This window comes from Tardiphaga sp. vice154, from assembly GCF_007018645.1.
Lineage (GTDB): Bacteria > Pseudomonadota > Alphaproteobacteria > Rhizobiales > Xanthobacteraceae > Tardiphaga.
The window spans coordinates 1,260,795-1,283,309 of the sequence record NZ_CP041399.1 but is presented as its reverse complement, the minus strand read 5'-3'; the positions used below and the strand labels follow the sequence as shown (position 1 = coordinate 1,283,309).

The window sequence follows — 22,515 nt, the reverse complement described above, 5'->3', positions numbered from 1 at the left end:
CCGCGCGATCACGACGGATGCAGGCGCGCCCAGGCAAGCCCCGCCATATGGCCGAGATTCTTGAAGAAGATCCGGACATGCGCGATCGGCTTGGCCCGCACCAGCTCCTTGTTCATATAGGCGTCCCAGGTCAGCTTCTGCACGTCGCGGTCGCGGCAGATGCTGACGAAGCGCTCGCGGCGGCGATCGTTGGAATACCAGTACCACTGCATGATGCCGAGAATGCGAAACACCATGCCGTGCATCTTCATGAAGCGCTTTCGCGCGGTGCGCAGCGCGCGGGCGTTTCCGGTTTCCAGAAACATATCGATCGATTGCGCGGCCAGTCGGCCGCCGATCATCGCGTAGTAGATGCCCTCCCCCGACGCTGGCGCCACGACGCCGGCGGCATCGCCGGCCAGCAGCACGCTGTGGCCGTCGTCCCACCGCGGCAGTGGACGCAGCGGGATCGGCGCGCCCTCGCGGCGGATCGTATCGACCTCGCCGAGCCCTGACGCCTGGCGCAACTCGGCGACCGAGCCGCGCAGCGAAAAGCCCTTGTGCGCCGAACCGGTCCCCACGCTCACGGTGTCGCCATGCGGAAACACCCAGCCGTAGAAATCCGGCGACACCGTGCCGCGATAGTAGACGTCGCAGCGCGCGCCGTCGAAACTTTGCGCTGCTGGCGCGCGGACGATCTCGTGATAGGCGAATACATAAGGCAGCCGGTCCGCGCCGGGCAGGCACTGCTTGGCGACCGCCGATAGCGCGCCATCGGCGCCGATCAGCGCGCGGGTACGCACGAAACGTTCGACCATCTCGCCGTCGGCCGCGCGCTCTTCATAGGTGACGATCGTGGTGCCGCGGTCGTCACGGTCGAAGCGCTTGAACAGGCCGGTGCGGCGCCGGGCGCCGGCTTCAGCCGCGCGGCAGCGCAGCCACTCGTCGAACTCCGCGCGGTCCACCATGCCGACGAAGCCGCCGTCGATCGGCATATCGACCTGCTGATCGGAGGGCGACACCATTCGCGCGCAATTGATCCGGGCGACCAGCAGGTGATCGGGAATATCGAAGTCGCGGATCAGCCGCGGCGGAATGGCGCCGCCGCACGGCTTGATGCGACCGGCACGGTCAAGCAGCAGAACGTTGCGGCCAAGCTGCGCCAGATCATGCGCCGCAGTGGCCCCGGATGGCCCGCCACCCACCACGACGACATCGAATAGTTCGGCATCCTGGGTCATCTTGCCCCTCCCGCTATCGCCGCTTTGGCGTCATCGAACACTGCATGATCGGCATATTGGCTGGCACCGGCGCGGTGCACCCAGATCGCCATGCCGGCCGCGACCACGAACAGCCCGGCCTCGACGGCAAACACGCTCGCATAGGCTACCGCCGGCGCTTTCAGCACGGCATGCGCAGCGTCGGAGGCCAGCGTGCCGAGAAAACCGCCGATGCCGAACGCAAACGCCTGCGCCGCGCCCCACAGCCCCATGCGAACGCCCTCGCGCTTCTCGCCCTGCCTGCTGACCAGCGCCATCATCGAACCGATCGCCGCCACCGCGTAAACGCCATTGGTCAGGCCGAGCAGAAACACTGTCTCGCGCAGCGGCCAGGACGGCCCGACCATCGACGCCGCGGCAAGCGCCGCAAGCGCCAGCGCGGAGGCGGCGCAACCGGCAATGGTCCAGTTCTGCAAATTTCCGCGCGAGCGCGGATACAGCGCGCCGATGAGCGGCACCATGGCCATGCCGAGCAGCGTGCCGGCGTGCTGGATGCCGGAGAGTTTGGTCGTCGCCCCCGGCGAGAAGCCGAACACCACGCCGGCGAAGGGTTCGAGGATCAGGTCCTGCGCGCTGTAGGCCAGCATCGAGACGAACACGAACAGCGCAAAGCGCCGCGCCTGTTGCTCGCGCCAGACCTGCAGCAACGCCGTGCGGAACGAGGCAGAACGATTCTGCGCCGGCGGCGCAGCGACGGTCGCGCCGCTCGGCTCGGCGCCCCATACGCCGATCACGGTCAGGACCATGGCGGCGAGCGACACGCAACCGGAGATCATGACGAGGCGCGACGGCGAAAACGGATCGAGCAGATGGCCGGCGCAGGCGGTGGTGACGATGAAGCCCGCGATCATCATCACCCAGACGATAGTGGCCGCGGCGGCACGGCGGGCGTCGTTGGTGCGCTTGGCGAGCAGCACCAGCAGCGAGGTGCCGGCCGCGCCCACGCCAGCGCCGATCAGGCAGAAGGCGGCGACGGCCAGCGCGATGCCGAGGGCCACATGGCTCGTCATCGTCGCCGTGGCGATGGCAGCGAGAAACCCGCCGGCCGACAGAACGGTCATGCCGCCCACGATCCACGGCGTACGCCGACCGCCGATGTCAGAGCCATGGCCCCAGGCCGGGCGGAACGCCTGCAGCGCATAATGGATCGCCACCAGCGCGCCCGGCAGGATCGCCGGCAGCGCCAGTTCGACCACCATCACGCGGTTCAACGTCGAAGTGGTCAGCACCACCACCGCGCCGAGCCCGGTCTGCACCAGCCCCAAGCGCACGATCCCCAGCCAGGACAAAGTCGTCATGTTCTTATCCAGGTCTTCTTCATATCCAGGTCTTCTTCATATCCAGATCTTCAATTCGAAGCCGGTAGTTCGAAGTCTTCGATTCAACTCCACGCGATCTCACGCGCAACATTTGGCATTTCAGATCACGGCAGCGAGGCCAACGCGAAGGATGATATCAGCATGCCCGCGACATAGGCGGTGATACCCGTTCCGTTGTACCACGGCGCGCGTTCGCGCGGACGCTTGCAAAGATGCATCATCAGGAAGATCTGTGCGACCAGCAAGGCCGCGACCGCGGCTGCGTGAATTGGTCGCTCCCATGTCAGCAGCAACGCCACCACCGCCAGCTGCGGCACGGCCATCACCCAGCAGGCCAACCGCGCCGCGCGATCGACGCCGAGCAGCACTGGCAGCGAGTCGATGCCCATGCGGCGGTCGCCCTCGACCGACTTGAAGTCGTTCAACGTCATGATGCCGTGGGCGCCGATGCTGTACAGCAAGGCCATGATAATAATACGGGCGTCCGGCGCCGAGGCGGTCATCACCGCGGCCCCGGTGAACCACGGCAGGCCTTCGTAGCACAGGCCGCAGGCCGCATTGCCCCACCAGCCGTTCTGCTTGAGCCGGAGCGGCGGCGCGCTGTAGGCCCAGGCCAGCGCGAGGCCGACAACGGCAGCGACAAATCCCCAGATCCCCAGCGTGACCGCGAGCGCCAACGACAGCAGCGTCCAGGCAATCGCGATATAGAGCCCCCAGCGGCCCGGAATACGGCCCGACGGAATTGGCCGGTTGGGTTCGTTGATGGCATCGACGTGGCGATCGTACCAGTCGTTGACCGCCTGGCTGGTGCCGCACACCATCGGGCCGGCCAGCAGCACGCCGGCGACAAGCAGCGGCCAGCGCGATCCGAGCGCGACACCCGATGAAACGACGCCGCAGCCGAACGCCCACATCGGCGGAAACCAGGTGATCGGCTTCAACAGCTCAAGCACCACCGAGAGCGCGGGACGCTGGATCACGGTGCCGGTTGTCGCGGTCATTGGTCCCACCTCGGTTTGCCTTGCCAGCCGCGACGCGCCGTGGCTCGCGCCGCCTGTAACCGCAATCGGCCAGGCCGCACGGCCATGACGACACCCGCACGCCTATCGCGCTCACTTGTCATCTTCATCCTCCGCCGCGTGCTCCAGACCGAACCGTCGCAGCTTGACGTAGAGGCTCTGCCGGCTGAGCCCGAGCATCTCGGCCGCCGAGGCGCGATTGTCCCCGGTCAGTTCGAGCGCCGCCTCGATCGATAGTCTTTCGATCACATCCGTGGTCTCGCGCACCAGGTCTCGGAGCGGCACCCGGCCGACCATCTCCGTGAGCTGCGCCATCGAGCGCGGCAGTTCGCCCGCCACCGCCGCGGACAACCGCTTCTCAACGTTGCGGATGGCAAAGCCGAACACCGACCGTTCGGCACCGCCGGACACCGCGACCGCGGAAATCTCAACCTCCGCTACAGCGCCATACGCGCCGCGCAGCACCGTCGCAAACATCTTCACCGCGCCGCTCTGCCTGAGATTGGCCAGCACGATGCCGAAATCGATGCCGGCGCGCCCCAGCCAGCGGTCAAGATTCTCACCCCGGATCTGCTCCTCATGGCCGAGCTGGGCCATGTCGAGGAACGCGGTGTTGACCTTCAGCAGCCTGCCGTCATTTTCGGTGATCGCCAGCGCATCGGGCGCCGCCTCGAAGTAGCGCAGCAGCAGCGCAGTCGCCTTCAGTGCCGCGCCACTGCCGGCCATCGCCTGATGCGACGCCACCCGCACCAGAAACAGCGAGGTACCCTCCTGGCGAAACAGCGAGGCCGACAGTTCACAGCGGCGCGGCGACTTGGCCAGTTGAACCTCGAGCGTGCTGTCACGGCCGGTGGCCCGGACATCGGACAAGAAATTCAGGATCGCGGGGCGATCCGATGCAGCGAACGGGCTGACGAAGTCCGACTTGGTCAGCTTCGGCGCCGCTTCGTCGAGCAACGCCAGCGCTGCCGGATTGGCTTCGACGATGAGCTGGCTCTGCGCGTCAACCATGACGACGGCTTCCGACGACACCTGAAACAGCAGCCGGTAGCGCGTCTCGGCGTCGCGTAACCGGATGTAGTCGCGCTCGATCGACTGCTGGGCGCTGATCAGTCGGCGCTGCATGGTGGCAAGCTGCCGCAGATCGCGCCCGACGATGACGAAGCGATCGTCGCGGCCGATATTCACCGCCGAGTACAGCACGGGGATATCGCTGCCGCCCGGCGCCGGGTGATTGACCTGGCGCCAGATCGCGGATTTTTTTGCCACCGCGTCGCGTAGCAGTTCCTCGGCCTTGGCCCGCGCATCGGCCGTGACCGTGCTCACCAGCTTCGAACCGCGCCAGCGGCCATGACCATCGAGCTCCAGCGACAACTCGTCCTTGTTGAACGCCACGTCGCGGATCACGCCTTGCGTATCGATCACCAGCGCCACATCGGTCGCCGCCGCGATCAGGCTGGCGGCCGATTGTGCGCCGAGGTCGCCGAGCGACTCGTTCGGGGTTTTGAACATCTGTGACAGGACCCACATCCTCCGACAAAAGGTGTTCCTCCACTCCGCTTGGTCCTTTACGGCGCTCGTCGTTCAAGCTCTGTTGAAGCGTGCGGCTTGGTGGGTGGGATAGAGAGGCTCTGTCAACGCGGCGGCGCCAGCCCGTGCTTGACACCCCAGTCGAACCAGTTGTCGACCACCGTGCCCGACAGCAGGATGCCGATTCCGCCGGTCAGCGGGCACAGCACCGCAAACCACCAGGCCCAGCGATGGATCGATTCCGCGGTGGCGTTGAAGCCCATGGTCCAGCGCCAGAACAGCGCCGCACGCTCCAGCGCCGTACCGCGGTCGACTATCTGCTCGACCTCGCGATCGCCGCCATAGGCACCGACCGCCAGAATGGTGGCACCGTGCATCGCAAACAGCAGCGCCGAACCATACAGGAACACGATCGAGAGCATGTGGAAGGGATTGTAGAACAGGTTGCCATGGGTGATCGAAAAGTTGTTGGTCCAGTCGAGATGCGGGAAGATGCCGAACGGAACCGCCTCGCTGAAACTTCCCATCAAGAGCGGACGAATGAACCCGAGCACCAGGTACAGCCAGATTGCCGCAGCGAAGGCCCACGCCACATGCGTGCCCATGTTGAGCGCCCGGGCGCGGCGATAGGTGCGAATCCACCACAGGATGATCGAGGTGGTGAGCGAGAATCCGGCTAACAGCCACCAGCCGCCTTCCTGCATTGGCGGGATGGTGATGCCGTATTCCGGCTTCGGCGGATCGAGCGACAGCCAGGGCAGCTGCCGGACGAATTCGATCGGGTTCCAGTTGACCGAGGCCAGCATGTTGAGTCCGATGATCTCGAAGGCAACAAAGCCGCAGATGATCGAGGCGATGCCCGTGAAGCCGAGATAGACCGGCCCTATCTGGGCGTCGCCGATCTTGCCGAGCCAATAATTGAAGTTGCTCGAGCTGCCTCGAGTCCAGGAGCCCGTCTTGATCGGAATGCCCGGATAGAAATCACTGCGCGCTTGCAGCTGCGTAAAGAAGTTTTGGTACTGGGCCATGACGATGCTTTCTTGAAAAAATTCGTTGACCGTTGTTAGTTCGCCGACCAGATCGGCAGGTTACGCCACCAGTTCCACCATTCCGACCAGGCCTGGCCTTCGGCCCACAGCGGTCCCGAGATCACGATGCAGACCGCGCTGAAGAACACGGCGGAGAGCGCGATGAACAAGCCGACCCGGTGGATGCCGAGCGGGCCGACGGAGTAGCCGATCAGGTCGCGAAACATGGTATTCTCATGCTCGGTCGTTTTCACGGTCTCGCCTTTCGGCGGATTGGCCGTGGAGAGGATCAGGCCGCCATGCAGCGCCAGCGCCAGGCACGTGGTGAAGAAGAAGGTGATGGCGATCATATGCGCTGGATTGTAGTGGAAATTGCCGTACTGGTAGCCGGTGTTCGACACCCAATCGAGATGCGTCATGATGCCGTAGGGGAAGCCGTAGCTCCACGAGCCCATCAACACGGGGCGGATCACCACCAGCGTGAAGTAAGCAAAGATGGCGAAGCCGAAGGCGATCGGTACATGATAGCCAATGCCGAGCTTGCGGCAGATCTCGACCTCACGCAAAGCCCACGAGCCGAATGCGCCGAGCGCGCAGATCGTAACAATCTGCCAGATACCGCCCTCCTGCAATGGCGCGAAAGACAGGCCGTAGGAGGCGTCCGGTGGATTGACCGTGATTTGCCAGATGTTCCAGGTCGGCCCTAACGCGGCGGCCCACATGATGAGGGCGGTGCCGACCAGCGTGAAGAACACGGTGGAGACGCCGAACAGGCCGACGTAGAAAGGACCGGCCCAAAAATCGAACAGGTCACCGCCGATCAGCGTGCCGCCGCGAACACGGTATTTCTTTTCAAAGCTGAGCATGGCCATCGATCAATCCTCCGCCTGCGAACGTCATGTTCACCGAATGCGCGTTGTCTGGTTCGTGTCTGGTTCTGTCGCATCCGGAGCGGGCGATGCGGTCTGCTCGGGCCATGCCGTCCGCTCCGGGATGCAGGTTGTCATGCCGTCACGACGGCGTGGCCGGTGGTGTGTAGGGCAGAGAAATCTCCGACGTCTTCGCCGGTCCCTTGCGCGGGCCTTCGAGCCAGTTGAATCGATCGGTGCTGAGCAGGATGAAGTGGATCACGATCGCCAGTCCGAACAGGAACGTGAACAACAGCACCAGTGCACGACGCGGGTCGAATAAAAGCCAAACTCGCCACATGTTTGAATCTCCCTCAGGTCAGATAGGACATGGAAACGCTGGCGAAGTGCTGGACGCTATCCAACGCCGTCTTGTACCCGCCGGGACCGGGCAGCCACGGACGCCACATCCACGCAAGGATGTGAGCCACCACTGCGACTGCCACGAAGAGCAAGAAGCTCGTCATGAAAATCGAATGGAATTCCTTGGCTTCGGCTTCGGATAGTCCCGAGATGGAACCGTCACTCATTTTGTAAGCCTCCTAACAATGGCCTTGCGGCCGTTCGCCGCCCGAGCAGGGCGACAGCGAATGCCGGGTCTTGAGAACACGGCAACTCCGCCCGGCAAGCCGGACGAATTCGAATTACATCCCCATGAACGACGACGTGACCAGCACGCTCGCCGCACTCGAAGCCTCGATGAAAATCGACTCGCGGCGCCCGGCGGCGCCGAAACCGGAAGGACGGCGCCACGGCATCGCGCGATGGACGACGGCGCGGACCAGGAACAGCAAATAACAGGCGGCAAACATCGCACGTGATTCCATCGTCCAGGTGGCGATCCCTCTCGATCGCCGGTCGCTGTGCACATAGTCGGACATCGATGTCTCTCCCTGGCAATTGCGCCACAGGTGGCGCGTTCAGCTCACTCACAATTGTCACACCGGCTGGCCGTCTTTCAGGGCCGTCCGGGCATGCGCTACAAAATCGGTCGTCACCAGTTTCTCGCCGGCGCGGCGCGCGCCGCTCTCGGCTGCATCGCGCAACCGCTTGGCTGCGGAAATCCGCACCAAGACCGGATGCGCCTCAAGCACCTCGTCGAGCAGCGCCTTTGCCTCATCGCTCCACAAGATCTCCTCGTGCAACCGCGCCGGCGTCGGCTCGACGCGGTCGAGGTCGCTGCCGAGCGGCAGGATGCCGAACAGCGCATCGAACAGCGCGTTGCAGACCTCCTGCACCAGATAGGTTGCACCGGAATAACCCATGAACGGCGTGCCGAGATGGCGGCGGATCACAGCACCTGGGAACGACGCCGGAATGTAGATCGCGCGACCGCCGGCTTCGGCGAGATACATGCGCTCATTGTAGCTGCCGAACAGGATCAGCGGCGGCTTTGTGCGGACCGCGTCACGCACCGCGTCATTGTCCGGCTTGACGCCTGCCTTGCGCGAGAACGAGAAGGTGCACGGCAGCCCCATCTCGGTCTCGAGGAAATTGCGCACGCCGCGGGCATAGGTCTCGTTGGCCACGATGGCAAAACTCGCGGTGCCGAAGAAGTCCTGCGTCACCGAGCGCCACAGGTCCCACAATGGCTTGATCGTGGTGTGCTTCTCGCGGCTGATGAACGGTTCGGGATCGAGGCCGGTGAGTTCGCCAAGCTTGCGCAAAAACTTCGTCGTCGAGTGCAACCCGATCGGCGCCTGCAGATAGGGCCGCTCCAGCGCCTCGCAGAGCATCCGGCCGAATTCGCGGTACATGCAGACATTGACGTCGGCATTCACCAGCTTCGGGATATCCGCCAGGTGGCTGCCGAGCGGGAACACCATGTTGACCTCGGCGCCAATGCCCTCGATCAGGCGACGGATCTCGGCGAGATCGCTGGGCATGTTGAAGGTGCCGTAGATCGGGCCGATGATATTGACCCGCGGCTTCACGTCGGGCGACAGCGGCTTGCGTTCCGGGATTTTTTTCGGGCCGTATTCCTTCCACAGCCAGACGATGGCGCGGTCGGCGCTCTGCCACTGGTCCTCGTCGATGGTGCGCGGCAGGAAGCGCTTGATGTTGGTGCCCTCGGGCGTGACGCCGCCGCCGATCATCTCGGCGATCGAGCCGGTCACCACCACCGCCGGTAGATAGGGATCGAGCGTCTTGTGGGCGCGCTTCATGGCGCCCTCGGTGCCGGTCTGGCCGAGTTCTTCCTCGCCGAGACCCGTCACCACGATCGGCAGCTCGTGCGGCGGCAGCGCGTCGGTGTAATGCAGCACCGAGGTGACCGGCAGGTTTTCGCAGCCGACCGGGCCGTCGATGATGACCTGCAGCCCCTTCACCGCGGTGAAGGCATAGACCGCGCCCCAGTAGCCACCTGCCCGATCGTGATCCAGCACCAGCATCAGATCATCTCCTCTGCCTTGCGCTTCTTCGCCTGAGCGTCGATCTGCTTGCGATACTTCTCCTTGAAGGCGGCGTTTGGCTTCGGGGTGTCTTCCCAGATGCCGGCTTTGTCGCCCTCACCGGTGTCGCCAAAGAAATCGCGCATCTCGTCGAACCGGCTCTGGTTGGCGAGCGCGGCATTGACGACCTGCGCCAGCGATCCGGCGCCGGCGACACCGAACAGCGGCCGCGCCGAGATCAGATTGGTGAAATACAGAGCCGGGATCGCGAGCTGCTTGGCCTTCTGCACGATCGGCGTGGTGCCGATCGCAAGGTCCGGCCTGAACTCGCCGACCGCGGCGAGGTCCATTTCCAGCGAGGCGCGGTATTGCACGCGTGTGCCCTTCGCTTCCAGCCATTGCCGGTCCGGTTCCGACCACGGGGTGCGCGGGCAGGCCGTGCCGACGTAAGGCACGGTGGCGCCGGATTCGATCAGCAGCCGCGCCACCAAGAGCTCGGAGCCCTCATAGCCCGACACCGTGATACGCGCCTTGATCGGCTTGGTCGCCAGCGCGGCCTTGATGGCCGGCAGGAATTTGTTTTTGGCCGCATCGATCTTGTCGCGCGGCACGTTGCAGGCGGAGCCGATGGCTTCGAGCCAGGCCTCGGTGCCGTCATGGCCGACCGGCGCGGAGCCGACGATCTGGCGGCCGGCGAGTTCGAACTGGCGGAAGCTTGCCGTGTAGAACGGATGGATGGCGGCAACCACCGCGCAATCCAGCGCGGCATAAAGTTCGCGCCATTCCCGTGTCGGCACAACCGGCCCGGCAGCCAGACCGAGCGGCTCCAGCATCATGCCGATGCCGACGGGATCGGCGGGAAACATCTCGCCGATCAATGTCACCGTCGGCCGTTCACTGCGGCCGCCGCGCGGCGCGGCGACGGGGCCCTGCTCGGCTTCCTTGCGGGCATATTCGAGCATCGCCGCAGCCAGCACGTCCTTGGCCTCGGCATGGGTCGGCACGCCAAAGCCGGGCACGTCGATTCCGATGATGCGCACGCCGTTGATCTCGTCCGGCAGCAAATCGAGCGGCACGCCCGACGCGGTGGGCACGCAAAGATTGGTGATGATGATGGTGTCGTACAAAGCGGGATCGGCGAGCTTGAACACCGCCTCGCGAATGTCCTCGAACAATTTGCCGGTGACCAGCGTTTCGGAATTGAACGGCACGTAGCCGACCGAGCGGCGTGCGCCGTAGAAATGCGAGGTGAAGGTCAGGCCGTAAACGCAGCAGGCAGACCCCGACAGGATCGTCGCGGTGCGCCGCATCCGCAAGCCCACACGCAGCGACCCGAAGGCCGGGCACATGCTCTGCGGCTGGTCGTGCGGGCCCTTCGGATAATCCGCGGCGTAGCGATCGAGGATTTCGCTCTTGCCGGCGGCAGCCGCGGCAGCTTTCATTTCGCCGGCCCCGGCGTGGCAGCCCAGGCCATCGGCCCGGGTGGCCGCGGCATTGACGCCAGCGGGCGCCGGCGCGTCATCCACGGCGAGCTCCACCTCGACCGCATCATGCGCGACGGAGTCGGCGATCGTTCCGCTGTAGCTTGGCAGGATGGCGTTCATGATGCTGATCCGATCATGCTCATCTCACGCGGCGTCGTAGACGATTTCGAGCGACGGTTTGTCGATCACCGATTGGCCGCACATGTCCTCCATCGTGGCGGGATCGAGCACGACGTTGCGGCCGGTGACCTCGCTGGCGAACAGGCCGAGCAGCCCGTCCTGGCTGAGCGGCGTCGGCCGCACCGGCGGCGCCAGCCCGACATTGGTCGCCAGCGTCTCGAACAGCGACGCCCATTCGCCACCGGGCAGCCCGATGATCTCATAATTCGCGCTCTTCTTGCGGATGTCGTCGTCGGCCGGGATGGCGGCCAGCACGGGGATGCCGACCGACTTGGCGAAAGCCTCGGCCTCGCCGGTGCCGTCGTCCTTGTTGATCACCATGCCGGCGACGCCGACATTGCCGCCGAGCTTGCGGAAATATTCAACCGCCGAACAGACATTGTTGGCGACATACAGCGACTGCAGGTCGTTGGAGCCGACCACGATGACTTTCTGGCACATGTCGCGCGCGATCGGCAGGCCGAAGCCGCCGCACACCACGTCGCCCAGGAAGTCGAGCAGCACGTAGTCAAAACCCCATTCATGGAAGCCAAGCTTTTCCAGCAGCTCGAAGCCGTGAATGATGCCGCGCCCGCCGCAGCCGCGGCCGACTTCGGGGCCGCCGAGCTCCATCGCGAATACGCCGTCGCGCTTGAAGCAGACGTCGCCGATCTTGACCTCCTCGCCGGCCAGCTTCTTCCTCGACGAGGTCTCGATGATGGTCGGGCAGGCACGACCGCCGAACAGCAAGGACGTGGTGTCGCTCTTCGGATCGCAGCCGATCAGCAGCACCTTCTTGCCCTGCTGCGCCATCATGTAGCTGAGATTGGCCAGCGTGAACGACTTGCCGATGCCGCCCTTGCCATAGATCGCGATGATCTGCGTCTCCTTGGTGACCGCACTTGTCACCGGCGCATCGGGCTCGATCGCGGCTTCGGCGCGCAGCGCATCCTTCATGTCGATCTGCGGGATGGCATTCATGAGGACACTCTCCAGTTCAGGACCATCTTGAGGCAGGCGGCGTCTTCAAACGCCGTGCGATAGGCTGTCGGCGCATCCATCGCGTCATGGCGATGCGTAATCAGGCCATCGAGCGACAGGCGCCCGGAATCGATCAGCGCGCGGGTGGCGGCGAGATCGTCGGGCTGCCACTGTGCCGCGATACGAATCCGCGCCTCCCGCATGAAGGCTTGGGCGAAAGCGAATGTCAGCGGCTCGTGATAAAAGCCCGCGAGCACGATTTCGCCTGTTGGCGCGAGACGCCCGATCAGCGTATCGAGCAGGCCGGCGTCGCCCGAGACATCATAAATGTTCTGGTAGTCGCGGCGCGGATCATTGGTGGGATCGACCACCTCGTAGCCGATCGCGCCGCTCATTCGCACGGGGTTCTTCTCCCACACCACCGGCGGCGCGGCGCGGTCCAGCGCCACCGCGATCCGCGCCAGCAACCGGCCGAGCACGCCATGGCCGACGATGCATTGCGGGAGCGTTGCGCCCGGCACGGCCAGCGCGTGATAGGCGGTGGCCGCCAGCGCCAGCAGGATGCCGCGCTCGCCGAGTTGCGCATCGACCGGCAATATGCGCGCCGCCGGCACCACCAGTCGTGAGGCCGACGCCCCGAACAGGCCGCGCACCTCGCCAAAACATTTCGCGCCCGGCACGAAAACGGGATCGCCGACGCGCAGACCGGTTTGGCCTGCGGTCTCGACCACGCGGCCGACCGATTCGTAGCCCGGGACCAGCGGATAACCCATGCCCGGAAACGCCGGCATTTTGCCGGACCACAACAGACGCTCGGTGCCGGTGGAAACGCCGCTGAAATCGACATCGACAACGACGTCGCCCGCGACCGGAGCCGTCAAAACCAGCGGTTCGAGCGCGATCTGCTCCGGCTGTTTCAAAACGACGGCGATGGTGTCCATCGCTAGCTCCCGATCTTAAGGCACCCGTCGTACCTTAACTGTCAGGTTACGCTGACGCTTCAGAGTGTCAAGTCTAATTAACATGACTTGTGTCAACGACACTCGACATTTTTCGCGCGGTGATCACGCAAGTGAGCATGGGCATGCCGGCCGGCTTCAACGCGATGTCGGCAAAACCGGCCTGGGACAGCATCGCCTGCAGCCGCTCGAACGAGCGCGGCCGGCCGGACCCCATCGCCAGCAGATAAAAGGCAAAATAAGCGTCGGCGATCGCCTCGCCGCCGCGCGTGCCGGAAAGCGGCTCGGCGATCAGCAACATGCCGCCTGCCGGCAATGCATCGTGCACGGCGCGCAACAACGTCATGACGTGATCGTCGTCGTGGTCGTGCAGGATTCGCACCAGGGATATGATATCGGCGCCCTGCGGCAGGGAATCGCCGAGAAAGCTGCCGCCGACCGCGCGGGCCCGCGCCGCCAGCCCCTCGCGTTGAAAGCGCTGGCTTGCCTGCGCGGCCACCGCGGGAAGATCGAACAGCACACAGCGCAGCTCCGGATATTTTGCCGCGACCGCGGACAGGAACGCGCCATTGCCGCCGCCGACGTCGAGCAGGCAGCGATGCCCGGCAAACGAGAAGGCGGCCAGCACCTGCGCCGAGATCATCGGCTGCGACTGCGCCATCAGCGCCGTATAGGGCGACACGTCCGCGCCGGTGAGGTCGGCTGGCGCCTTTGTGCCGGCATAGGGCCAGTAGCGGGCGAGCTGCCCTGCCCCGGACTCGTGACGCAACAGAGCGAGAGGGTCCTTGAGATCGTCATAGAGCATCGCGTGATGCCGGATCATCGCGACGACACCGGGATTGCCGAGCAGGGCAGCGCCGAGCGGACCAAGCCCGTAGCGACCGCCGCTGCGCGTCTGCAATAGCCGCAGCGACACCGCGGCGTCGAGCAGCAGCCGCATCGACGACGGCGGCAACGACAGCCGCGTCGCCAGTTCATCGGCACCGAGCGGCCCGCGCGCCAGCGTCTCGAACAGGCCGAGTTGCACACAAGCTTGCAGGACCTGCGAATAGACGAAGCCGGCGCACAGATCGAACAGCACCGAGGCGCGCTGCCGCGCAATCGGCCGCGTCAGTGCGAAGGAGCCCGCAAAGTGCTGAAATCGCGCATTCGATAGCACGCCATCGCGCCACGACAGCATCCGGTCGCGCCACGACAGAGGCGGGACATGCCGCACCGTCGTCACGCGCTGCGCGACGTCGGCCATGACCTTTAAGCCGCGAATTGCGCGAGCTTGGCCGGCACCAGGCGGCGCACTTCCGACAGCATCAGCGCGCGCAATTCCGCGCCGTTGACGCAGGGCGGCATCGCGCCGATCGCATCGCGCACCAGTTGATGCAAATGCTGCACGGCGCCATCGAGTCCGTAGGACAGCACGGCGCTCGGCCGCCCGTGCACGAGGTCCTGCCCGACCGGCTTGCCGATCTCGTCCTCGTCGGCAGCGGCGTCGCGAATGTCGTCGGCGACCTGATAGGCCTCGCCGAGCTTTTCACCGAGCATACGCCACGGCTCCGCATCCACGCCCGCCGCGGCGGCGCCCGCCACGGAGGCGGCGGCAAACAGCGCGCCGGTCTTGGCGCGGTGATAATGCGCCAGATCGATCTGCGATTCGCACTCCCATGCCTGTCCGGCCACGATGCCCGAGGGCACGCCGACCGAATTGGCGATGGTGAGGGTGAGCGTCGCCAGCCGCTCCGGCGCGCAGGGAATCCGAGCCAGCGTCTGGAACGCCAGCACGATCAGCGCGTCGCCGGCCAGCACGGCGAGCGGCTCGCCAAACGCCTTGTGCACCGAGGGCCGCCCGCGCCTGGTATCGGCCGCGTCGAAACATGGCAGGTCGTCATGCACCAGCGAGGCGCAATGCAGCAGCTCCAGTGCGGCGCCTGCGGCATCGGTCGCCGCGGCATTGTCTTCGCCGCAGGCGGCCGCCACGCTGTGGCATAGCCGGGGCCGGATCCGCGCGCCCTTGGGAAACACCGCATAGCGCATGGCCGCCGCCAGCCGCGGCGGGCATTCGGCCACCTCGCTTCTGGCAATCGCGGTGTTGAGGGCTTGTTCGATCCGGCTGGCGACGTCCATGACAGTCTCCCGTGGCGGTGATATACGTCACATTGACATGACACATCGAACTGTCAATATATATTTACACGTCGTTCGTCCATGAAAGTGTTACCGGGCATGTCGCACCATCGCGTGGTGATCGTCGGGGCGGGGATGGCGGGGCTGAGCTCCGCCATCCCCCTCGCCGCAACCGGCGTCGAAGTCACTTTGCTGGAACGCGACCAGGCGCCCGGCGGCAAGATCCGGCAACTTGGCGGCATCGACAGCGGGCCGACGGTGTTCACCATGCGCTGGGTGTTCGAAGAACTGTTCGCGCAGGCCGGACTAAACTTTGCCGACTATATCTCACTGCAAGCGCTGTCGATCCTGGCCCGTCACGCCTGGGACGAGCGATCGGAGCTCGATCTGTTCGCCGACGAAGAACGTTCGGTAGCCGCGATCGGTGCCTTTGCGGGAGCCGCCGAAGCCGCGCGCTATCGTAGTTTTTGCCGCGATACCAAACGGATCTATGACATCCTCGAAACGCCGTTCCTGCGTGCCGGGCGGCCCAGCATGGCCGCGCTGCTCGGCGCCAACGGGTTTCGCGGGCTGTTCGAACTGCCGGAGATCAAACCGTTTTCATCGATGGCCGCAGCACTCGCGCAATACTTCCACGATCCCCGGCTGCGCCAGTTATTCGGACGCTATGCGACCTATTGCGGCTCGTCGCCCTATCTGGCGCCGGCCACCCTGATGCTGATCGCCCATGTCGAGCGCGACGGCGTCTGGAGCGTTGAGGGCGGCATGCACGCGCTGGCGCAGGCGCTGGCCGGCGCGGCCACATCGCTTGGCGCGCGTGTCCGCTATGACAGCGAGGTCTGCGAGGTACTGGTCGCGAACGGGCGCGCAACCGGCGTTGTCCTGCGCTCCGGCGAGCGCATCGACGCCGATGCGGTAATCATCAACGCGGATGTGTCGGCCGTGGCGGGAGGCCTGTTCGGCCAGCCGGCCGGCCGTTCCGCACCAGCGATCCCGCCGCGCGCCCGCTCGCTGTCGGCGATCACCTGGAGCCTGGTGGCCAGGACATCGGGCTTCGCGCTGTCGCGCCACAACGTGTTTTTCTCGCGCGACTATCCGGCCGAGTTCGACGCCATTTTCAAGCACGATGCGCTGCCGGACGAGCCGACCGTCTACGTCTGCGCGCAGGACCGTAACGACGACAGCGCGGCTGTCGGCGGCGAGGAGCGGCTGCTGGTGCTGGTCAACGCCCCGGCGAATGGCGACCGGCATACTTATAGTTCAATGGAGGTAGAGCGATGTGCGCAAGCGACATTCGGCGTTCTCGAACGCTGCGGGCTGACGATCTCGGGCTCCCCGCAGCAAAGCCAGATCACGACGCCGACGGACTTCAACAAGCTGTTTCCGGCGACGGGCGGCGCCTTGTACGGCCGCAGCTCGCACGGCTGGACGGCCTCGTTCCAGCGGCCGGGGGTGCGGACGAAACTGCCGGGATTGTATTTGGCGGGGGGCAGCGTCCATCCGGGGCCGGGTGTGCCGATGGCGGCGTTGTCGGGCCGCGCGGCGGCGGCCTGCCTGCTCGCGGACCTGACTTCGCGCGCGCCGTCCCGCGCAACGGCTATGCGTGGTGGTATGTCGACGCGCTGAGCGACGATGGCCAGAGCGGCATCACGCTGATCGCCTTCATCGGCAGCGTGTTCTCCCCCTATTATGCGTTTGCCCGGCGCCGCGGACCGGCCGATCCGCTGAACCATTGCGCGCTCAATGTCGTGCTGTACCGCCCGGGCGGCAAAAGCTGGGCGATGACCGAGCGCCCGCGCGGCGCCGTGTCGCGCTCCGCCGATCATCTGCAGATCGGCCCGAGCCGGCTGGACTGGGATGGCAGAGCGCTGACCATCCATTTCGACGAAGTCACCATGCCGTTTCCCGGACGATTGCGCGGCACCGTCCGCGTGGTGCCGTCGGCCCTGAACGCGCAGGCGTTCGAGCTCAACGCATCCGGCCGCCATGTCTGGTGGCCGATCGCACCGCGGGCGCGGGTGCAGGTGGAGCTGGAAGGGCCGCAACTGCGCTGGCAGGGCGACGGCTATTTCGACATGAACCACGGCGACGCGCCGCTCGAAAGCGGCTTCAGCGACTGGCAATGGGCGCGCGGCGCGCTGCAGGACGGCACGACAATTCTCTACGAGGCCCGGCGCCGCGACGGTTCGCACACCAATCTGGCGATGCATTTCAGCGATGACGGCCGGATGCAGCCCTTTACGCCGCCCGATGGCATGGCGCTGAAACAGACCGGATGGCGGGTCGCTCGCAGCCTGCGCAGCGAGAGCGACCCGCGCCTGCTGCGCACGCTGGAAGACGCGCCGTTCTATGCGCGGTCCGCGGTCGCCGGACAATTGCGCGGCGAGCCGGTGGTGATGATGCATGAAAGCCTGTCGCTGGACCGCTTCCGCATGCCGCTGGTGCAAGCGATGCTGCCGTTTCGAATGCCGCGGGCGAGGAAATAGCTGATCATCGAACCCGCAACCGCTGAACTGTCGTCCCGGCGAACGCCGGGACCCGTACACGCTGGAGCTATAGCTGAAACGCAGCAATCGCGACGATACCGTTTCAACTACGATCGACGGAGGCTATGGGTCCCCGCTGTCGCGGGGACGAGTCGTGGAAGCTTCGCGCTCCGCTTTCTTGCGGTCGAGTCGGCGGCCCTGCCATTCGAGCACGGCCCACGCCGCGGCGAACATCGCGACGACGGCGATCAATTCGATTAAGCCGAGATAACTGTCCATGCCGGAGGCTCCATCGGCAACGCGCCCGGTCGCGACGACTTCCTCTACGAGGATTGCTGCCGCAGCATCCGGTCGCGACGCTCCAGCCGGGTGAAGAGATCCAGCACCCAGACCACCCGTTCCTCGACGGGACGCAGGCGCTCCGCCCCCCGCGCCGGCGGCGCCGCGGCGGCCACCGCGTCGATCAGAAACCGGACCTGCGGCAAAGCCGGCTGCGAAAGCGCCTGCGTGTGCCTATTCGAGCCGATCAGCCGGCCCGCCAGCACGGCGGCCTTGCGCCTGTTCGAGACGACAGCGCGCTCTGCGATCGAATTCAGCCCCGCGCGTTCGACCTCGCGGCCGATCTCCGCATAGAGCGCACGCGCGGCCTGAATGCCGGGGCGGCAGGTCCATGGCAGATGCATGATACCCGCGCCGGCACGCGCGTAGAGCGCATCGGCAGCATCGAGCAGGCACTGCACAAGCGCTGCGATTTCCGGCGAAAAACCCGGCTGCGCCAGCCAGGCGTCGGGCTCGATCCCGGCGTCGCGGAGCCAGCGCAGCGGCAGATACAGCCGCCCGGCGCGGGCGTCCTCGCCGATATCGCGGGCGATGTTGGTGAGTTGCATCGCCACCCCGAGATCGCAGGCGCGCGCCATCACATCGGGCGCACGATGTCCCATCACCAGCGTCATCATGGCGCCGACCGAGGCGGCCACGCGCGCGGCGTAATCCGTGAGGTCGTCCAGCGTTTCATAGCGCCGGCTTTCGGCATCCCAGGCCAGGCCCTCGAGCAAAGCCTCCGGCAGCGCACGCGGAATGGCGAATTGCTGCACGACGGCGGCAAAGGCACGGTCGGCGGGATGGGCGCCGGGCTGGCCGCGATAGACCTGTTCGAGCCGCACCTGCAAGCGCTCCACCGCTGCCGCCCGGTCCTGCCCGAGATCAACCGCATCATCGGCGAGACGGCAGAACGCGTAGAGCGCGATGGCGGGATCGGCGACCTTGCGCGGCAACACCAGCGAGACCGCGTGAAACGTGCGCGAGCCGCCTTTGAGCAAGCTGCGACAGGCGGCGATATCTGCTCGAGCGATCATGAGGCCACCACCTGACGGACATCGGGAACGATGGAGTCGAGAATGCGCGCCGACGACAGCACGCCGGGCAGTCCGGCGCCCGGATGCGTCCCGGCGCCGACGAGATAGAGCTGTTTGACGTCCTCGCTCAGATTGTGTGGCCGGAACCACGCGCTCTGCGTCAGCACCGGCTCGAGCCCGAACGCGGCGCCGCGGAACGACGACAGCCGGTCCTGGAAATCCTGTGGCGTCAAAAGGTGCGAGGTCACGATCTGGTTTTCCAGATCGGGCAGCACCGTATCGCTCAACCGCTGCGCTATCGCGCGACGATAGGTCTCGGCCGTCACGCTCCAGTCGGTGCCGCTCTCCAGATTCGGCACCGGCGACAGCACATAGAAGGCATCGCAACCGTCCGGCGCCAGCGATGGATCGGCGACGGTGGGGTGATGCAGATACAGGCTGAAATCATCCGCAAGGACCTTGCGCGTGAACATGTCATGCAGCAGTTCCTTGTAGCGCGGGCCGAGCAGCATCGTGTGGTGCAGCACGTCGGGATATTTCTTGCGGGTCCCGAAATACCAGACGAACAGGCTGGTCGAATAGCGCGCGCGCTCGATCTTCTTGTCGCTCCAGCGCGACCGCGCCGCGGATGGCAGGAGATAGCGATAGGTGGTGGCTGAATCGGCGTTCGAGACCACGATGTCGGCGTCGAGCACCTCGCCGCTGGCGAGCCGCACGCCGCATGCCGCGCCGTTCCTGACGATGATCTCGCGCACGTCCTGACGGAAGTGCAGCGTACCGCCCTGCCCGTGGATCAGCTTGACTAGGCCTTCCACCAACCGCCCCGTGCCGCCCATCGCAAAATGCACGCCCCAGCGCCGCTCCAGAAACGCGATCAGGCAGTAGATCGAACTTGCGGTGAAGGGATTGCCGCCGATCAGCAGCGGATGGAACGAGAACACGATGCGCAGATGCGGATGCTTGAAGAATTTCGAGACCACCGAGTAGACGCTGCGATGGCTCGACAGCCGGATCATCTCCGGCGCGATTTTCAGCATGTCGGTCCACTTGCTGAACGGCACATCGCCGAGCTGTTCGAAACCGACCTTGAAGATCGCTTCCGAGACCTTCATGTAGGCGTCGTAGCCATCGACGTCCTCGGGCGAGATCCGCGCGATCTCGGCGCGCATCGAAGCGGGGTCGCCGGAATAGTCGAAATGCGAGCCGTCATCGAAACGGATACGATAGAATGGCGACACCGGGATCAGCGTGACGTCGTCGGACATCCGCCGCCCGCATAGCCGCCACAGTTCTTCGAACAGGAACGGCGCAGTGACGATGGTCGGACCGGCATCGAAGGTGAAGCCGTCCTTGCGGAAGACATAGGCCCGGCCACCGGGCGCATCGAGCTTTTCCAGCACGGTGACGCGATAGCCCTTGGCCCCCAGCCGGATGGCCGCCGCCAGTCCGCCAAAGCCGCTCCCGATCACCACCGCATGCGGCTGGTGAGGTCCTGGCACCCTTGATGTGACGGCTGTCGGATCAAGCATGCCATCACTGTAACAAATTATGGACACTTGGCTAGAGGAGAACTGTACTATCTTCTTTACATATTTCGGGCTTCTAACCCGGGAACGGCTCCACGGCTGGCCGGGCGTATTTGAAAATGATGTCGGCAGTCCCGGCCGGCGCTTCTTCATGCGCCAGATGCCCGAGTCCGGCCACGCGCTCGATGACCGAGCCCGGCACTTTTGCACCGATCCGGTTGGCAAGCGCCGGCGGGATCGCGCGATCATTGCTGGCGGCGACCAGCACGAGCCTGGGTTTCAACAGAGGCAGCGCGTGTTGCAGCGACGCCAGATCCCAATTGGCCATCATCCGTAGCGCAGCCGCGACGTGGTCGGGATTGCGGACCAGTTTCCGATACAGCGCAACACCCTGCGGATCGATCTGCGAGCCGGTGTTGTCGAGCAGCCGCTCCACGGCGCCGCCATTTCCCGCCTGCCAGGCGAACAAGCGCGGCACCATGGAATTTTTGGCCAATAGCCGAGCCAGCGGCGCAAACAGGTGACCTGCGACCCCGTCGAATGGCAGCAACGCGCCGTTCAGGCTTATCAGCGCCTGGGGAGCGATCCGCTCATCGAGACACATCCGGGCCAGGATCGCCGCACCGGCGGAGTGGCCGACGGCCCATTGCGGGGAAACGCCGAGCGTGCGGAGCAACTGGGCGATGTCGGCGGCCATGCCCGGCAGGGACAATCGATGCGGCGGCGGCGGCGAGGTGAAGCCGTGTCCGGGCAGATCCATGGCGATGACGTCGAAGTGCGCCGCGAGCAGCGGGAGCAGTCCGCGCCATGAATGGGTGGCGGCCCCGGTGCCGTGCAGCAGCAGCATCTGCGGACCCTGCCCCATCCGCTGCACATGCCAGCGAATGCCGGCGGCCTCGACGAAGAAGCTGGCCTCTCGGTTGGGCCAATCCGCGCCGGCGTTGCTCCAGATCAGTTCGGGCATCGCCATTCACACCATCTTTGCAGGGTGGCGAACGCGCTTTGCCCGGTCCGTCCGACGGATGAAACAGCCATGCGCTACTCCGCGACCGTCGCAAGAAATTCGTCATAACGCGCGATGAACGCCGCTTCGGCTTCCATATGCGGCATCGCTCCGGTCTGGAAAATGTCGATGCGCCAGTTCGCGCGTCCCTCTACCGAGGATTTCTCGCCGTAATCGACGAAGTCACCGCGCACGCCGTGCGACATCCACACCGGCAAGGTCAGCGCGTGATAGAACCGCAGGATGTCCTTGCTGAACAGATAGCCGGAGACGAAGTAATACGGCGCATGCTGCGCGCCCGGCTGATGCGAGGTGATATAATCATACTCCGCCAGGCCACGGTCGTAATTGTCGGAGCCCCAGGTCTTCTTCAGAAAGAACCGGATGCTCGGCCGGCTGCTAAGCAGCCTGAAGAAGCCCTCGCTCCACAGCGGAAAGTCGAAGATCGCATGCAGCCAGGGCATCGCCCTTGTGCCGTCCTTGTCCTTGCTCTTGTTTTTCGTGGTCGTGAAACCGGTCGGGCTCACCAGGGCGGCGCTGCGAAACGCCAGCGGTATCTCGGTCACTGCGCGGGCGAGGAATTCCGACGACAGCGACACCGCCAGCGCATCGATCGGCGTCCTGCCGTGATCGTCCTGAATCACGCGCAGCATGGCCAGTATCGCATCCGTCATGATGCGGACGCTGTAGACCCGTTTGCTGCGGTCGGAATGGCCAAAGCCCGGTAGTTCCAGCGCGTAGACCGTCCGAAACTGGCGATAGTGCTCGTAGAGCGGCTTCACCTCATAGGCCGAGGCGGCCGCGTTGATACTGTGGATCAGCAGAAGAGGCGGTAGCTTGCTGCCGCCTTCCGGGTTCGCGGAATAATAGGCCAGACGACCGACCGGGGTGGTGAACTCGTGATACTGGCCGGACACCGGCGCGGGCAACGTGCCATCGCCCCACTGGGGAGGGGCCAGATTGGCAGTCGTCGCGTTCATCGTATCGTCCC

The 22,515-nt window shown here is 65.3% G+C and carries 22 protein-coding genes; 2 read left to right on the top strand and 20 right to left on the bottom strand.

Going from position 1 to position 22,515, the window contains the following annotated elements; genetic code table 11:
- Positions 1 to 8: 8 nt before the first annotated feature.
- The 15 genes from FIU28_RS06010 to FIU28_RS05940 form a co-directional block, all read right to left on the bottom strand.
- The gene (locus FIU28_RS06010; RefSeq protein ID WP_143572101.1) at positions 9 to 1,220 is read right to left on the bottom strand and encodes a geranylgeranyl diphosphate reductase; all 1,212 of its coding nucleotides are present in this window, start codon (positions 1,218 to 1,220) and stop codon (positions 9 to 11) included.
- Complete coding sequence (locus FIU28_RS06005; protein ID WP_143572100.1) at positions 1,217 to 2,557, bottom strand: BCD family MFS transporter; 1,341 nt, start codon at positions 2,555 to 2,557, stop codon at positions 1,217 to 1,219. The genes FIU28_RS06010 and FIU28_RS06005 overlap by 4 nt, the downstream gene beginning before the upstream one ends.
- Before the next feature lie 125 nt (positions 2,558 to 2,682).
- Positions 2,683 to 3,579, bottom strand: coding sequence for a chlorophyll synthase ChlG (gene chlG, locus FIU28_RS06000; protein ID WP_143572099.1), 897 nt, complete (start codon positions 3,577 to 3,579; stop codon positions 2,683 to 2,685).
- A 111-nt stretch (positions 3,580 to 3,690) separates the two neighbouring features.
- Positions 3,691 to 5,109: a transcriptional regulator PpsR gene (gene ppsR / locus FIU28_RS05995; RefSeq protein WP_143572098.1), complete on the bottom strand. Its 1,419-nt coding sequence runs from the start codon at positions 5,107 to 5,109 to the stop codon at positions 3,691 to 3,693.
- 122 nt (positions 5,110 to 5,231) lie between these two features.
- Positions 5,232 to 6,155, bottom strand: a complete 924-nt coding sequence (pufM, locus tag FIU28_RS05990; protein ID WP_143572097.1) for a photosynthetic reaction center subunit M — start codon at positions 6,153 to 6,155, stop codon at positions 5,232 to 5,234.
- A gap of 35 nt (positions 6,156 to 6,190) precedes the next feature.
- Positions 6,191 to 7,027 (bottom strand): photosynthetic reaction center subunit L, encoded by an 837-nt coding sequence (gene pufL / locus FIU28_RS05985; RefSeq protein ID WP_143572096.1) that lies wholly within the window; start codon positions 7,025 to 7,027, stop codon positions 6,191 to 6,193.
- A gap of 139 nt (positions 7,028 to 7,166) precedes the next feature.
- Positions 7,167 to 7,364: a light-harvesting antenna LH1, alpha subunit gene (pufA, locus tag FIU28_RS05980; RefSeq protein WP_143572095.1), complete on the bottom strand. Its 198-nt coding sequence runs from the start codon at positions 7,362 to 7,364 to the stop codon at positions 7,167 to 7,169.
- A gap of 13 nt (positions 7,365 to 7,377) precedes the next feature.
- A complete protein-coding gene (gene pufB, locus FIU28_RS05975; protein ID WP_143572094.1) occupies positions 7,378 to 7,593 on the bottom strand; it encodes a light-harvesting antenna LH1, beta subunit in 216 nt (71 codons plus the stop codon).
- Positions 7,594 to 7,707: 114 nt separating this feature from the next.
- Positions 7,708 to 7,944, bottom strand: coding sequence for a hypothetical protein (locus tag FIU28_RS05970; RefSeq protein ID WP_143572093.1), 237 nt, complete (start codon positions 7,942 to 7,944; stop codon positions 7,708 to 7,710).
- A gap of 57 nt (positions 7,945 to 8,001) precedes the next feature.
- Positions 8,002 to 9,453, bottom strand: coding sequence for a chlorophyllide a reductase subunit Z (bchZ, locus tag FIU28_RS05965; RefSeq protein ID WP_143572092.1), 1,452 nt, complete (start codon positions 9,451 to 9,453; stop codon positions 8,002 to 8,004).
- Positions 9,453 to 11,057: a chlorophyllide a reductase subunit Y gene (gene bchY / locus FIU28_RS05960; RefSeq protein ID WP_210245621.1), complete on the bottom strand. Its 1,605-nt coding sequence runs from the start codon at positions 11,055 to 11,057 to the stop codon at positions 9,453 to 9,455. The genes bchZ and bchY overlap by 1 nt, the downstream gene beginning before the upstream one ends.
- A 24-nt stretch (positions 11,058 to 11,081) precedes the next feature.
- Positions 11,082 to 12,077 (bottom strand): chlorophyllide a reductase iron protein subunit X, encoded by a 996-nt coding sequence (locus FIU28_RS05955; RefSeq protein ID WP_143572091.1) that lies wholly within the window; start codon positions 12,075 to 12,077, stop codon positions 11,082 to 11,084.
- Positions 12,074 to 13,018 (bottom strand): chlorophyll synthesis pathway protein BchC, encoded by a 945-nt coding sequence (gene bchC, locus FIU28_RS05950; RefSeq protein ID WP_143572090.1) that lies wholly within the window; start codon positions 13,016 to 13,018, stop codon positions 12,074 to 12,076. Before bchC ends, FIU28_RS05955 begins: the two co-directional genes overlap by 4 nt.
- A gap of 73 nt (positions 13,019 to 13,091) precedes the next feature.
- A complete protein-coding gene (locus tag FIU28_RS05945; RefSeq protein WP_143572089.1) occupies positions 13,092 to 14,282 on the bottom strand; it encodes a methyltransferase in 1,191 nt (396 codons plus the stop codon).
- A 5-nt stretch (positions 14,283 to 14,287) separates the two neighbouring features.
- Positions 14,288 to 15,154 carry a polyprenyl synthetase family protein gene (locus FIU28_RS05940; RefSeq protein WP_143572088.1) on the bottom strand — a complete coding sequence of 289 codons (867 nt, stop codon included), beginning with the start codon at positions 15,152 to 15,154 and terminating at the stop codon, positions 14,288 to 14,290.
- A gap of 81 nt (positions 15,155 to 15,235) precedes the next feature.
- Between FIU28_RS05940 and crtD the strand changes: the two genes are divergently transcribed.
- Positions 15,236 to 16,780: a 1-hydroxycarotenoid 3,4-desaturase CrtD gene (gene crtD / locus FIU28_RS05935; protein WP_143572087.1), complete on the top strand. Its 1,545-nt coding sequence runs from the start codon at positions 15,236 to 15,238 to the stop codon at positions 16,778 to 16,780.
- Entirely contained in the window at positions 16,705 to 17,640 is a 936-nt protein-coding gene (locus FIU28_RS05930) for a carotenoid 1,2-hydratase (RefSeq protein ID WP_143576062.1), read from the top strand. The genes crtD and FIU28_RS05930 overlap by 76 nt, the downstream gene beginning before the upstream one ends.
- Positions 17,641 to 17,763: 123 nt before the next feature.
- On the opposite strand, the gene FIU28_RS26305 is transcribed toward FIU28_RS05930, so the two are convergent.
- The 5 genes from FIU28_RS26305 to FIU28_RS05910 form a co-directional block, all read right to left on the bottom strand.
- Complete coding sequence (locus FIU28_RS26305) at positions 17,764 to 17,919, bottom strand: hypothetical protein (RefSeq protein WP_168207209.1); 156 nt, start codon at positions 17,917 to 17,919, stop codon at positions 17,764 to 17,766.
- Between the two features lie 44 nt (positions 17,920 to 17,963).
- Positions 17,964 to 18,995: a phytoene/squalene synthase family protein gene (locus FIU28_RS05925; RefSeq protein WP_143572086.1), complete on the bottom strand. Its 1,032-nt coding sequence runs from the start codon at positions 18,993 to 18,995 to the stop codon at positions 17,964 to 17,966.
- Entirely contained in the window at positions 18,992 to 20,524 is a 1,533-nt protein-coding gene (locus FIU28_RS05920; RefSeq protein ID WP_143572085.1) for a phytoene desaturase, read from the bottom strand. The genes FIU28_RS05925 and FIU28_RS05920 overlap by 4 nt, the downstream gene beginning before the upstream one ends.
- 73 nt (positions 20,525 to 20,597) lie before the next feature.
- Positions 20,598 to 21,485 carry an alpha/beta fold hydrolase BchO gene (gene bchO, locus FIU28_RS05915; protein WP_143576061.1) on the bottom strand — a complete coding sequence of 296 codons (888 nt, stop codon included), beginning with the start codon at positions 21,483 to 21,485 and terminating at the stop codon, positions 20,598 to 20,600.
- A 74-nt stretch (positions 21,486 to 21,559) separates the two neighbouring features.
- A complete protein-coding gene (locus tag FIU28_RS05910; protein WP_143572084.1) occupies positions 21,560 to 22,504 on the bottom strand; it encodes an alpha/beta hydrolase in 945 nt (314 codons plus the stop codon).
- Positions 22,505 to 22,515 lie beyond the last annotated feature (11 nt).